This is a genomic window from Vibrio sp. 2092, from assembly GCF_033339635.1.
GTDB lineage: Bacteria > Pseudomonadota > Gammaproteobacteria > Enterobacterales > Vibrionaceae > Vibrio > Vibrio alginolyticus.
The window spans coordinates 40,610-54,937 of record NZ_JAWOUY010000017.1 but is presented as its reverse complement, the minus strand read 5'-3'; the positions used below and the strand labels follow the sequence as shown (position 1 = coordinate 54,937).

Annotated in this window: 8 protein-coding genes; 3 read left to right on the top strand and 5 right to left on the bottom strand. The window is 45.4% G+C overall.

Features of this window, described 5'->3' with window-relative positions; translation table 11 throughout:
* Nucleotide 1: 1 nt before the first annotated feature.
* Entirely contained in the window at nt 2-409 is a 408-nt protein-coding gene (locus R7P80_RS22515; protein ID WP_005381823.1) for a DUF3293 domain-containing protein, read from the bottom strand.
* Between the two features lie 361 nt (nt 410-770).
* Here R7P80_RS22515 and arcA point away from each other — a divergent pair, with 361 nt between their 5' ends.
* Nucleotides 771-1,487 (top strand): two-component system response regulator ArcA, encoded by a 717-nt coding sequence (gene arcA, locus R7P80_RS22510; protein WP_005381824.1) that lies wholly within the window; start codon nt 771-773, stop codon nt 1,485-1,487.
* Between the two features lie 85 nt (nt 1,488-1,572).
* Here the strand turns inward: arcA and R7P80_RS22505 are convergent, their stop codons facing one another.
* The 4 genes from R7P80_RS22505 to R7P80_RS22490 form a co-directional block, all read right to left on the bottom strand.
* Nucleotides 1,573-2,022, bottom strand: coding sequence for a hypothetical protein (locus tag R7P80_RS22505; protein ID WP_054574283.1), 450 nt, complete (start codon nt 2,020-2,022; stop codon nt 1,573-1,575).
* A 1-nt stretch (nt 2,023) separates the two neighbouring features.
* On the bottom strand, nt 2,024-4,378 hold the full coding sequence (gene arcB, locus R7P80_RS22500; protein WP_005381826.1) for an aerobic respiration two-component sensor histidine kinase ArcB: 2,355 nt from the start codon (nt 4,376-4,378) through the stop codon (nt 2,024-2,026).
* Nucleotides 4,379-4,615: 237 nt separating this feature from the next.
* Complete coding sequence (locus tag R7P80_RS22495; protein ID WP_222716800.1) at nt 4,616-6,361, bottom strand: GGDEF domain-containing protein; 1,746 nt, start codon at nt 6,359-6,361, stop codon at nt 4,616-4,618.
* 35 nt (nt 6,362-6,396) lie between these two features.
* Complete coding sequence (locus R7P80_RS22490; protein ID WP_017633631.1) at nt 6,397-7,356, bottom strand: TIGR01212 family radical SAM protein; 960 nt, start codon at nt 7,354-7,356, stop codon at nt 6,397-6,399.
* A gap of 551 nt (nt 7,357-7,907) precedes the next feature.
* Here R7P80_RS22490 and gltB point away from each other — a divergent pair.
* Nucleotides 7,908-12,458, top strand: a complete 4,551-nt coding sequence (gene gltB / locus R7P80_RS22485) for a glutamate synthase large subunit (protein ID WP_158159561.1) — start codon at nt 7,908-7,910, stop codon at nt 12,456-12,458.
* On the top strand, nt 12,458-13,927 hold the full coding sequence (locus tag R7P80_RS22480; RefSeq protein WP_225491977.1) for a glutamate synthase subunit beta: 1,470 nt from the start codon (nt 12,458-12,460) through the stop codon (nt 13,925-13,927). Before gltB ends, R7P80_RS22480 begins: the two co-directional genes overlap by 1 nt.
* Nucleotides 13,928-14,328: the final 401 nt, after the last annotated feature.

Below are 14,328 nucleotides of genomic sequence, written 5' to 3'. Positions count from 1 at the left end.
TCTATACGAGCCGAGGTTTAATGGAGCCTAACGTATGAAAAACTTTCGGCTGCGAGCACGCAATAAGATAAAGTTGGTCATTAATGACGTAATAAATCGCGTTTTGTTGAAAGTCACTCGCCAATTCAACGGCTACCTCTGGCGACAACTCGACGGCAAAGCTTTCCTCATACCATGTAAAAGCGCTATCACCTACCGTGACAGGCGCGTAATTAACGTGCTGTAGCTGTTTTTCTAACGCGTGATTGTTTATGCTGTTCTCTTCTTTGGACCTCAAGTTACTGTATGGGTTCCAAGCGGTTATCACAGCATAGTTTGAAACACGCCACTCGGCTTCGAATCTGAAAAAAGATTCTGAATAAGCATTCCATAACGATGCGTCTATGTTCTTATTACTTTTTTCTATCATAAGTCTTAAACGATTAATAACAGTTACATTTCATCAATTGATATAAATCAACAAACTGAATGGAATTAACATTTGAGCATTGTTAGCATGCTGTTAACAATATAAAATCCGCTCAATATCTTAGGGTGTTTACGTTTCAGGCCCCACTGAAAGCAGGAAATGAAAGGTAAACAAGCCCTTTAGAATAAACGTCGCCATTGGATACTGGTGAGTTGGCAAAATTCCATGGAGGGCGGATAACTGAAAGAAGTGTTTTTTTGATCAACTTGATTTATTATCAAAATCACATTACCTGTATGTTATATTTTTGCCTAGAATTTATTCTATTAGCACAATTTTGTCACAAATTTAGGTACCGCCAATGCAAACCCCGCAGATTCTTATCGTTGAAGATGAGCAAGTAACTCGTAACACTCTTAAGAGTATTTTTGAAGCAGAGGGATACGCTGTTTTTGAAGCCAGTGACGGTGAAGAGATGCACCAAGTGTTGTCTGATAACTCAGTCAACTTGGTTATTATGGACATTAATCTTCCAGGCAAGAATGGCCTTCTACTAGCGCGTGAATTACGCGAGCAAGCGAACATTGCTTTAATGTTCCTGACAGGCCGTGACAATGAAGTAGACAAGATCCTAGGTCTTGAGATTGGTGCAGATGACTACATCACTAAACCATTCAATCCACGTGAGCTAACTATTCGTGCACGTAACCTACTTAGTCGCTCAATGAGCTCTAACGCGGTGCAAGAAGAGAAGCGCTCGGTAGAAAAGTATGAATTCAACGGTTGGGTACTAGACATCAACAGCCGCTCTCTAGTAAGCCCTGCTGGTGATAGCTACAAGCTACCTCGCTCTGAGTTCCGCGCACTACTGCACTTCTGTGAGAACCCGGGTAAGATTCAAACTCGTGCAGATCTTCTTAAGAAGATGACTGGTCGTGAACTTAAGCCACACGACCGTACTGTAGACGTAACGATTCGTCGTATCCGTAAGCACTTTGAGTCTGTTTCAGGCACGCCAGAAATCATCGCCACTATCCACGGCGAAGGTTACCGCTTCTGTGGCGATCTAGAAGACTAGATTTAACCGCTAATATCCGAAGGGCTTGCTCATTGAGCAAGCCCTTTTTGTTTTAGGTCTAACGACTAATGCAACATCATTGCGGTTAATAAACCTTGTTAATCTTCACGTACTTTTCGACTAACCAACGCTGTTTACCCGCATCGTCTAGAAGCACTGCGATATCAACCGATTTTTCTGTGTTCACATCAATGTGAGACGAGAACGCCACCTCCCATCGGCTTTCACTGTGCGTTCGAGTATCTAAAGACGCACTGTCCACCAACCACTCTTTTTGCCCCTGTTTAATAATAAGAGCTTCTGCCGTTAGATTTGCAGGAAGTAACTGATCTCCTTCGAGGTAAAGTGCACCTTGAATACTTTGCTCTTCCACGTCCCCAATATTCGGCATGAGGTTCACCCATAAATTACTTTTGAGCTCAACATTAACCTCATTAATCGTAATCTGACTGTTTTGTTGCCAATTCACATTTGGAACGGAACTACAGCCTGCCATCAATGCCATGACTAACGCCAATGGTGCGATTCTTTTCATGTTATTTCCTTTGTTCCAACCAACTTTTGAGGACTTGAATATCGTTTTGGTATTCATTTTTGATCTCTTCAACCCAGTCTGAAATGTTTTCCCACCATGCAGGCATATCGGGCGATTGCGCTTTTTGCGCCACACTTTGGATACGTTTCAGGCCAATTGAACCTGCAGCACCTTTGATTTTATGCGCTTCAGAAACAATCCCATCTTGATCTTTCGCTGTCATGTTCGAATCTAAGACATCGATATAGTCTGGCATCATATCTTCAAACATTTTTATGCTGTCGTAGACAGGTTTTGCACCAACAATGTCGACGTAAGACTCTAACATATCCATATCGAGCAAATGTGTCTCAATCACAGGAGAAGGCACTGGCTCTTCCACTGTTTCGGGACCGCTCACCACTTCCTTAGGTTGTTCTAACTGGTGAGCGAAGAATTTATCAATCACTGACTGAATAGCATTCACTGCCAGCGGCTTACTGATCGCATCATCCATGCCGTTATCTAAGTATTCACGACGATCTTTCATTACATTAGCAGTTAAGGCGACCAATGGAGGAAGATTGTTATAATGCTTGCGGTAATAATTGGCGACATCAAAGCCCGTCATATCAGGCAGTTGGATATCCAACAACGCTAAGTCGTATTTTTCTGGCACAAAGTTCACTAACGCTTCTTGGCCCGTCATTGCCACGGTGACAGAGTGCCCTAGGCTCTCAAGTAACGATTTAGCCACAGTTACGTTAAGCTCGATGTCTTCGACCATAAATATGTTGAGGCGCACATTGTCGCGTTTCGCATCAATGACTGGCTCAGCTAGTTCAACAATCGGAACGTGGATCGATACAGTAAAAGTGCTACCAAAGCCTTCCTCACTGGTAACCGTAATGTCACCATCCATCATATTGATCAGTTGCTTAGATACCGCCAAACCAATACCTGTACCGACCGCATGCAGGTTGTCCTTGCCTGATTTCACTTGGTAGTACATCGCAAAGATCTTATCTAGCTCTTCGTCTGGGATACCAATACCAGTGTCTTCCACTTCCATAATAATGGTCGCAAAATCGTCTTCGACATCCGCGCTCACTGTCATCACAACGCCACCTTCTTTGGTGAACTTCATTGCGTTGCTGACCAAGTTCCAAATCACCTGACGTAGACGGGTTGCATCCACTTCAATTGCTTTTGGCAAGTCGCTTAAACGTTCTAAGTCAAAGCGTAACCCTTTTTGTTCCGCCATCAGAGCAGAGATACTCTCAATCTCTGCGACGAAGTCTTCGAAGTTAAGTGGCGCAGGTAATAGTTCTAACTTACGGCGATCAAATTTATCCATATCGATAATATCGTTGAAGATGTTACCTAGCGTAATCGCACTCACATTGATGGTCTGCATGTGTTTACGCTGCTCTTCTGTCAACGGACTATCTAGAAGCATACGACTTAAGCCTACAATGCCATTCAGCGGCGTTCGCAGCTCATGACTGATGGTTGAGATGAAGGTAGTTTTGTCGCGGCTTGCTTTCTCTAACGACTCTTCATGGCGCTTACGTTCAGTGATATCACGACCGAACCCAACGAGACCAAGGTGGCGGCCATCTTTGCTGTAAAATGGCACTTTACGAAGCTCAAAGTAATGCTTGCGACCATCTGGGTATTCGAGCCATTGCTCGTAAGTAATCGCTTGATTATCGGCAAAAACCTTTTGGTCAGTATCAACGATATGCTCGGCGATTTCTTTGCTATACACATCCCAAGGGCTTAATCCGACTAACTGGTGCTCTTTCTTGCCCGTTAGCTCTTCCATCGCGCGGTTACAGCCAGAGAAAACACCATCCGCATTGCGGTAGTAAATTAAGTCTGGTGAGGCATCAATAAATGAACGCAGTAATGCGGTACGTTCTGCCAACTCTAATTGAGTACGTTCGCGTTGGAACACCTCATTTTCGAGGTCTTGCATCGCCTCTTCACGTGCTTCTTCCGCTTTAATACGCTCTTCAATTTCTTGGTTAAGCTTTTCAATGTTTTGTTGAAGTTGGTAATTCAGCTCTTGATCTCGCGAACGCATGTCCTTCAGTTTGGACACCAGCTTAGTTAAACGCTGGCGAGACTCTTCTAGTTGATCGACAACCACAGAGAGGAAGTAAACCGCCCAAGGGGTGATCAATAGACCAAAAAACACCGAACGGACAATGTCGATATCATCTACTCGCCCTTTGAGAGCTAAAGTAATCCCTACCTGCACCACAACAGCTAATGCCACCAGCGCAAGGGCTAGCAAAATAGAGAAGCGAACAATCCCCAGTTTGACTAGCAAGTCGACATAATACTGGGCGAGATTTTTCATGGGTTTCATTAACTACTCCATGGTGGTGGCTAGATAGCGCCATTCGATGATGAAAAACAGGTAAATGCACTCGACCTAACGCAATTTAGGTCTGTTTGATTAGTGAAAAACACACGGTGCGATCTACTCTTGTAATACGAGATAAAAAGATAAACCAACGAGCGCACAGGCTTGTGTAAGTTTAACGTGTTTAATACGGTGATTTAAACAATCAGCTATCAACTTAGAGCAAGCGGTCACAAAGCGTTAGCAAGAACTGGGGTGAATACAGGTGCGATTACGTCCATCAGCTTTAGCTTGATATAACGCACTGTCAGCCATAGCGATGCCCATTTCGGGTTCATCACCATGCTGAGGAATGTAAGAGACCAGACCGATACTGACGGTAAGGCGTTCAGATGCTTCTGAACTGTCGTGTTCCATATCAAGCTGTAGAATTTTCTCATGAATACGCTGCGCTACGTTGCGCGCACCTTCCGTGGTGGTATTCGGCAATATAAAACCAAACTCCTCGCCACCATAACGCGCAACACAATCCGAAGAACGATTGATGACTTGTGTAAACACGGTAGCGACACTGACTAACGCTTCATCACCTTGTTGGTGACCGTAGCAGTCGTTGTAATCTTTGAAAAAGTCGATGTCACATAACATGATGGTGAGCGGCAGCTTTTCTCTAGCATGGTGGTACCACAATACCTGCAGTTGTTCGTCGAAACGGCGTCGGTTCGATACTTGAGTTAAGCTATCCATAAAGCTCAATTTTTCTAACTCTAGGTTGGCTTTTTCCAACTTTTGTTCTGCAAGATAACGCTCAGAAATATCACGCGCCATGATCAGCACACCATTCGTTCCTGATGCTTTATCTTTAAAAGGCGATTTCACCACATCAAACCACGTACTTTTACCATCACTACTCACGACTTTATCTATGTATCGAACTGGCTCTAACTGGCGTAATGCTTCTAAGTCACTGTCTGCTAAGCGCGCGTACATCTCTTTAGGAATCACGTCTTGGAGGCGCTTACCTATCAAATCAGAAGTTTTTGAAATGCCTAACGCCTTAACAAAAGGCTGATTACACGCTTGATAGACCATGTTCTCATTGAAAATACCAATAGAGTCCGGACTGGCATCCAGAATCGTTTGTAAGATAGTATCTCTTTGCGCTAGCGCCACCTCTGTATCTTTGCGACGCTCCATTTCATCTCGCAGATTCTGTTGCATCTTGTGCCATTCAGTCACGTCATGACTAATAGACAGCGTACCGATAAGCTCACCACTCGGCGAAACAAGAGAGTTTTGATTGACTTCCAGTAAGCAACTTCGACCTTGTGGATCCGTTGTCCATTTACGTTCGCTTTTTCTGGTCATCTCACCCAAGGTCTTGGATGCGCAAGCTTCTTCCCTTCGCCCTTGCCAGAATTGATCAAATGCTCGATTGGTCGTTAATAGATTGCCTTGGCGGTCTTGGGTACAAATCAGCTCTGAAAGTGAGTCTAATGCCGAACGTGCGATGATTAACTGCTCAAGTTCTTGTTGCTGCTCTTGGTGAGTGGCTTGATATGGCTGAGCATAAAGAATCCAAACTTGATGATTGCGCAATAAACTCTTTCTGCCTGACAGCTCCACCTTGATAGATTCACTATCAGATAGTCGCCAGTCAAAAGCCTGCTGACGAAAATGACGACTAGAGAAGCGATCGAGAAACTGCTCAAGCTCATGAATATCGAATAAAGCAGGATACAAATATCCCGTTCCCAAAGAGCGAATGCCTAATAACTGCATCGCAGCCCGGTTAGATAGCAAGAGCTGAGCATGGCTAGTGTCCACCACTATGACTGGATAGGGAGAATCCGTTACTAGTTGCTTAAGTGACGTCTGAAAGTGCAAATAGATCAGTGCTAACGCGCACACGCCTGCGATTAACAACAAGACGACATAGCCATAACCGCCTTGACCACCCCAAAGCCAATTGAGTAACTGATCCATCGTTTAAACCTTCAAAGAACACTGGTTAAAATATATCAGTTATTTATTGAGCGATCTGCTATTAATTCCGGTTTAGTATAGATAAAGGTATTCCCCGTAAGACTCCCTTGAGCACCATGAGCACTGAGATCTCGACCAATTTCCGTCATCGCTAGCCAACGGTTTTCACACCACAGAGGCGATAATAACGTGGGCCTCCTGGCTGCTGATGAAACGCGATGATAAATCACATCTGGTGGTGTCATACGAATCATTTCACTGGCGATCGCAACATATTCTTCTAATTCAGGGGCTTCTAGCTTTCCAGCACGCCAAGCTTTCGCCATGGTGCTACCTTCGACAATATGCAAGCCATGTAACTTGATGCCATCCGTTCCCACGGCCAACACTTTTTGCAGCGTTTCAATATTTTCGGCGCGGGTTTCTTTGGGTAAACCCACAATTAAGTGAGTACAAACCTTGATTCCGAGTGTTCGCGCACGCTTAGTGATTTCGGCATAACACTCAAAGTCATGACCACGATTGATACGTTTTAGGGTGTCATTGTTGGCGGTTTGAAGACCTAGTTCTAGCCAAATTTCATAACCTTGCTGTACATAGCCCGACAGTAAATCCAATACCGCATCAGGGACGCAATCAGGACGCGTCCCCACACAAAGACCAACCATGTCTGCAGCCTTTAGTGCTTCCTCATACATGTTTTTGAGAACTTGTACTTCGGCATAGGTACTGGTGTAGGCCTGAAAATAAGCGAGATACTTCTTCGCTCTGTGAATTTCACCTGCGCGATCTTTTAACTGTTCGTGAATGCTTTTTATCTGGACTTCTTCATCTGCAAACGAAGCAACATTGCAAAATGTACATCCTCCCCGACCAATCGTGCCATCGCGGTTAGGGCAACTAAATCCACCGTGCAATGTTAACTTATGAACCTTTTCACCGTATCGACGCTGAAGATCTTGGCCGATTGTATTGACCAACTCATGTAACTGCATAAATTCTCACCAACAATAAATCGTAATCAATCTCACTACGATCTGTGTAAATAAATTACATCCCTGCAAGAAAAAACACACAATATTAATCAATTCAAACACCCATCATGCGGGTCAAAATCAATAAACTTGCATAATTAAAGACAAAAATCGTTCATGTTGCGTAAATGTTAAACTAAAAATGCATAATTAAACGAAAAAATTGGGTCACAACGCCGAGTTTTTCATTGCATTCTGAAGTGACAAAATTGTAGGATACTTACACAACCCCGTTATTTTTGTGACTTTTATTACAAAGCACACTGCGGGATTTGTCGGTGTTATCCCACTCCTACCTATATAAATCACTAGATAGTGATAATAAATAAAGGGATACCACCAAGGATTGTTTTTCTCGCAAAACTTTTCCTGCGAGATACGGAAAGGAATCAAGACCGGTCAACCTAGATCGGTGGCGATAATAAATATAAAGGACAAGACGTAATCAATAGTCTAGGTAGTATTTGCTGCCCGGTACTTTTGCGTCGACATTGAACTGGAAGGATGTATCTATGGTAGATAGAGAGCAAAATCCACAGGGTCTGTACACTCCGGAACTGGAGCATGACGCTTGTGGTATCGGTTTTGTTGCTCACCTTAAAAACCGTAAATCTCATGAAGTAGTGACTCAAGCATTGGATATGCTGGCTCGCATGGAACACCGTGGTGGTCAAGGTTGTGACCCATGCAGCGGTGATGGTGCGGGTATCTTGCTACAAAAACCTCATGAATTCCTATTAGAAGAAGCCGTTAAGCTAGGCATTAAACTGCCTTCGTTTGAAAAGTATGGTGTTGGTGTCGTTCTTTTCCCGAAAGACGAATACAAACGCGAGCAATGCCGTGACATTCTAGAACGTAACGCACAACGTCTAGATCTTGAAGTTATCGGCTACCGCGTATTGCCAACCGATAACTCAATGATCGGTGCAGACCCACTAAGCACAGAGCCTCAGTTTGAGCATGTGTTTATCTCTGGTGGCCCGGGCATCACACCTGAAGAGCTAGAGCGCAAACTGTACGTACTTCGTAACTATACTGTACGTGTTTGCCTAGAAAGCGTTTCGAACATTGGTGACGACTTCTACATTAACTCCATGTCTTACAAGACATTGGTGTACAAAGGTCAGTTAACTACCGAGCAAGTACCTCAGTACTTCCTTGATCTACAAAACCCGACCATGGTGACTGCACTGGCACTGGTACACTCTCGTTTCTCTACCAATACCTTCCCGAAATGGCGTCTTGCACAGCCTTTCCGTTACATTGCCCACAACGGTGAAATCAATACAGTTCGCGGTAACTTGAACTGGATGAAAGCCCGTGAAGCAATCCTAGAATCAGACCTGTTTACTCAGGCTGAAATCGACATGCTTCTTCCCATCTGTCAGGAAGGCAGCTCGGATTCATCTAACTTCGATATGGCACTTGAGCTCCTAGTTCTTTCTGGTCGCAGCCTGCCACACGCATTGATGATGATGATCCCGGAAGCATGGCAAGAAAACAAAAACATGGATCCTAAACGTCGCGCGTTCTATCAGTACCACGCGAACATCATGGAACCATGGGATGGTCCTGCTTCAGTATGTTTTACTGATGGTGTTCAAGTTGGTGCGACACTAGACCGTAACGGTTTGCGCCCTTCTCGCTACACAGTGACCAAAGACAACTTCCTAGTGATGGCATCTGAATCTGGTGTTGTGGATATAGAACCAGAAAACGTTGAGTTCCGTGGTCGCCTACAGCCAGGTCGTATCTTCGTTGCAGACCTAGAACAAGGTCGAATCATCTCTGATGAAGAAGTGAAAGACACCATCGCAACGGCACAGCCTTACGAGAAGTGGGTAGAAGAAAACCTACTGAGCTTGAAGAAGCTGCCAGATGCGAGCAACCAGTTCAGCCAACCTAAGCCAGAACACCTTCTACACCGCCAACAAGCGTTTGGCGTAAGCACTGAAGAAGTGAACGAAATCATCGTTCCAATGGCGAATGACGCGAAAGAACCATTATCAGCAATGGGTGCCGACTGGCCTCTTGCGGTTCTATCTCATCAATCTCAGCACCTTTCAAACTACTTCAAGCAGCTGTTCGCACAGGTAACCAACCCACCGATCGACCCGATCCGTGAGCGTATGGTTATGTCGCTGAACACTTACTTGGGTAAAGACCAAAACCTTCTGACTGAAACACCACTTCACTGTCAGAAAGTCGAATTAGAATCGCCGGTTCTGGCGAACTCAGAGCTTGAAAAACTACGTGCGATCGATAACGAGCACCTACAAGCGAAAACGTTGGATATCGTATTCCAAGCTAGTGAAGATCAAGGCAAACTTGAGCGTGCATTAAAACGTATCTGCCAATACGCAGAAGACGCGGTTATCGATGGTTACTCAATCATCCTACTCACTGACCGCGCAGTGAATTCAAACCACGCGGCGATCCCAGCAATGCTGGCAGTTGGCGCAGTGCACCACCACTTGATCCGTAAAGGTCTACGTGCGAAGTGTGACATCGTGGTTGAAACTGGTGACGCGCGTGAAACGCACCACTTTGCAACGCTACTTGGTTACGGTGCGAATGCGGTTAACCCTTACCTAGTGATTGAAACCATCATTGAACTTCAACGTACGAAGAAGTTGGATCCAGAAGCGAACCCTCGTGATCTGTTCAACAACTACCGTAAAGCGATCAATGGCGGTCTTCTGAAGATCTTCTCGAAGATGGGTATCTCAACGCTACAGTCGTACCATGGTGCGCAAATCTTCGAAGCATTGGGTATCCACAAATCCGTGGTCGACAAATACTTCACAGGGACGGTTTCTCGTATCCAAGGTCTAACCCTTGATGATATCGCCAAAGAAGTACTTATCCGTCACCGCATCGGTTACCCACAACGCGAAATCCCAATTCAAATGCTGGATGTTGGTGGTGTTTACCAATGGAAACAGCGTGGTGAGAAGCACCTATTCAACCCAGAAACCATTTCTCTACTGCAAGAGTCTACGCGCAACAAGAACTACGATCAGTTCAAGCAATACGCGACTGCTGTAGATAAGCAAGGTGACAACGCGGTAACCCTACGTAGCCAACTTGAGTTCATTAAGAACCCAGCTGGTTCTATCTCTATCGACGAAGTCGAGCCAATTGAAAGCATCGTGAAACGCTTCGCGACCGGTGCAATGTCATTCGGTTCTATTTCTTACGAAGCACACTCCACACTAGCTGTTGCGATGAACCGTCTTGGCGCGAAATCGAACTCTGGTGAAGGTGGTGAAGACCCAATGCGTTTCGAGCGCAAAGAGAACGGCGATTGGGAACGCTCTGCAATCAAGCAGGTGGCTTCAGGTCGTTTCGGCGTAACCTCTTACTACCTAACTAACGCTGAAGAGCTGCAAATCAAAATGGCTCAAGGTGCGAAGCCAGGTGAAGGTGGTCAGCTACCAGGCGATAAAGTAGATGACTGGATCGGTGCAACGCGTCACTCGACTCCGGGCGTTGGCCTTATCTCTCCACCACCACACCACGATATCTACTCAATCGAAGATTTGGCTCAGCTTATCTACGACTTGAAGAACGCGAACCGCGCAGGCCGTGTAAACGTGAAGCTGGTATCAGAAGCAGGCGTAGGTACGATCGCTTCTGGTGTAGCGAAAGCGAAAGCGGACGTTGTACTAATCGCAGGTTTCGACGGCGGTACAGGTGCATCACCAATGTCTTCAATCCGCCATACCGGTCTTCCTTGGGAACTTGGCTTGGCAGAAACGCACCAAACGCTACTGAAGAACGGTCTACGTAACCGTATCGTGGTTCAAGCAGATGGTCAGATGAAGACACCTCGCGACCTTGCAGTGGCAACACTACTTGGTGCAGAAGAATGGGGCGTAGCAACCGCAGCATTAGTGGTTGAAGGTTGTATCATGATGCGTAAGTGTCATAAGAACACTTGTCCTGTTGGTATCGCGACTCAGAACAAGACGCTTCGCGAGCGCTTTGATGGCCGCGTAGAAGACGTCGTTACCTTCTTCCAATACATGGCACAAGGTCTACGTGAAATCATGGCTGAGCTTGGCTTCCGCACTATCGATGAAATGGTCGGTCAAGGTCAGAAACTGAAGATCCGCCAAGACATTTCTCACTGGAAATACAAGAACCTAGATCTGTCTCCTGTTCTCCACGTTGAGCAACCACGTGAAGCTGATGGTGTATTCAACCAAGCTCAACAGAACCACAACCTAGAAGAAGTGCTAGACCGTAAGCTGATTCAAGCAGCGATTCCTGCACTAGAGAAAGGCGAAGCGGTGAATGCCGAGTTCCCTATCGTCAACACGGACCGCTCTGCAGGTACCATGTTGTCGAACGAAATCTCGAAAGTGTACAAAGATGCGGGTCTACCTCAGCCAATGAACGTGAAGTTCAAAGGTTCTGCGGGTCAGTCATTCGGTGCATTCCTAGCTAAGGGCGTGAAGTTCGAAGTGGAAGGCGACGCGAACGACTACTGGGGTAAAGGCTTATCTGGCGGTACCTTAGTACTTTACCCAGATGCAAAATCAAGTATTGTCGCGGAAGACAACATCGTGGTTGGTAACGTGTGTTTCTACGGTGCAACTTCGGGTGAGTCTTTCATTCGCGGTATGGCTGGTGAACGTTTCTGTGTTCGTAACTCAGGCGCGAAAGTAGTAGTAGAAGGCGTCGGTGACCACGGTTGTGAATACATGACGGGCGGTGCAGCAATTATCCTAGGTTCAACAGGTCGTAACTTTGCCGCAGGTATGAGTGGCGGCGTGGCATACGTATGGGATAAATCAGGTGACTTTGAGTCGAAACTGAACCCAGAGCTAGTAGACCTAGATCCAATCGAGCAAGAAGACAGAGATCTATTACTCGACATGCTAACTAAGCATGTTCAATTCACAGGAAGTGAAGTCGCTCAGTCTTTCCTAGACAATTTTGAAGCTAGCCTAGCCTCTATGGCTAAGGTAATGCCGCGTGACTATAAAGCGGTTCTTCAAAAACGCAAAGCTGAAGCACTGTCTCAAGGAAACGAAACTCAAGTGGAGGCCGTATAATGGGTAAGCCTACTGGATTTTTAGAGCATGGTCGTGAACTACCACAGAAGATTGACCCAGCTGAACGCATCAAGAACAACAAAGAGTTCGTTCTGAACGAGGAGTTTGGTGACAAGATCAATACTCAAGCTTCTCGTTGTATGGATTGTGGCGTGCCGTTTTGTCATAACGGCTGCCCTATCGGTAACATCATCCCAGAATTTAACGACGCGGTTTATCGTGATAGCTGGGAAGAAGCTTGGAACATCCTAAGCTCGACGAACAACTTCCCAGAGTTTACTGGTCGTGTTTGCCCTGCTCCATGTGAAAGTGCTTGTGTTCTTGGTATCAACCAAGATCCAATCACTATCTGTAATATCGAGAAAACCATCGTGGAAACGGCGTATCGTGAAGGGTACGCCAAACCAAAAACACCACGCTCTCGAACTGGCAAAACCGTTGCGATCATCGGTTCGGGCCCTGCTGGCCTTGCGGCAGCAGAGCAGCTAAACAGCGCTGGTCATACTGTGACGGTATTCGAGCGAGACGAGAAAGTAGGCGGTCTGCTACGTTTTGGTATCCCAGATTTCAAACTGGGTATGGATGTGATTGATCGTAAGATCAACCTAATGGCAGAAGCGGGTATTGAATTCAAAGTTAACCAACATGTTGGTGTTGATGTGAATGCTCAGCAGCTGCGTCAAGAGTTCGATGTGGTTCTACTAACCGGTGGCTCAACGGTTCCACGTGATTTGCCCGTTCCGGGTCGTGAGCTCAAAGGCGTTCACTTCGCAATGGAATTCCTAGGTCAAAACAACCGCCGTGCAAATAACATGGACCTGAAAACGGAAGAGATTCACGCAAAAGGTAAACATGTAGTTGTCATCGGTGGTGGTGATACCGGTTCAGACTGTGTAGGTACGTCAAACCGTCACGGCGCAGCAAGCGTAACTCAAGTGGAAATCATGCCGATTCCACCAGAGAAGCGCCCAGCCAATATGCCTTGGCCTCAATACCCAATGATCCTACGTACTTCGACCTCTCATGAAGAAGGTGTCGATCGTCACTGGAACATCCTGACCAAAGAGTTCATCGGAAATGACAAAGGTGAAGTCACAGGCCTTCGTCTTGCTGATATCGTTTGGCAAGATGCAAAACCAGGCGAGCGCCCAAGCTTCAAAGAAGTAGAAGGCAGCGAGCGTGTGATTCCATGTGATATGGCATTTCTAGCGATGGGATTCCTACACCCTGAACCAACAGGCGTACTTGCTCAACTGGATATCGCGCTAGATGATCGTGGTAACGTAGCAACTCAAGGTTTTGCTACAAACCAAGAAGGTGTATTTGCTGCTGGTGATATGCGAACAGGCCAATCTTTGGTGGTTCGTTGTATCAACGAAGGCCGTGAATGTGCCCGTGCTATCGATGATTACTTAATGGGTGGCACAAACCTAGAAGCAAAAGCAGATTCACTGATGCTTTCTGCTTAACGAAGCAGTCATGCTTCTCTCTTTCAATTGCCTAATAGCCATCAGCAATATCGATGGCTATCGGTGAAGAAAGAAAACAATTCCTTCCAATCTTTCTATTTTGACCAGCATTTTATGCTGGTCTTTTTTATCTCCCACAGAATCAAATGTTACTTTTTTGTAACAATCAATTTTCTATCTATTTGAAATTATTAAACTATTTTAGCTTATTAAATGGTAAATCGCATATTCACGTGATGATCCACTAATAACTTGACCTTTTTTACAATAAGCTATAGCTTGTGAAGTTGATGAAAATAAAACACTCAAAAAATGTTAAATATTTCACAACTTTTACTGAATAATTATACATAAAGCTATAAAGATGACGCATAGTTAGTCATCGATATCAACGTAAGCAG

What these genes read in the sequence shown, in the direction of transcription:
- R7P80_RS22505 (WP_054574283.1), bottom strand. Translation starts at nt 2,022, where the DNA reads ATGAAAAGAATCGCACCATTGGCGTTAGTCATGGCATTGATGGCAGGC.
- R7P80_RS22480 (WP_225491977.1), top strand. Translation starts at nt 12,458, where the DNA reads ATGGGTAAGCCTACTGGATTTTTAGAGCATGGTCGTGAACTACCACAG.
- R7P80_RS22495 (WP_222716800.1), bottom strand. Translation starts at nt 6,361, where the DNA reads ATGGATCAGTTACTCAATTGGCTTTGGGGTGGTCAAGGCGGTTATGGC.
- gltB (WP_158159561.1), top strand. Translation starts at nt 7,908, where the DNA reads ATGGTAGATAGAGAGCAAAATCCACAGGGTCTGTACACTCCGGAACTG.
- arcA (WP_005381824.1), top strand. Translation starts at nt 771, where the DNA reads ATGCAAACCCCGCAGATTCTTATCGTTGAAGATGAGCAAGTAACTCGT.
- arcB (WP_005381826.1), bottom strand. Translation starts at nt 4,378, where the DNA reads ATGAAACCCATGAAAAATCTCGCCCAGTATTATGTCGACTTGCTAGTC.
- R7P80_RS22515 (WP_005381823.1), bottom strand. Translation starts at nt 409, where the DNA reads ATGATAGAAAAAAGTAATAAGAACATAGACGCATCGTTATGGAATGCT.
- R7P80_RS22490 (WP_017633631.1), bottom strand. Translation starts at nt 7,356, where the DNA reads ATGCAGTTACATGAGTTGGTCAATACAATCGGCCAAGATCTTCAGCGT.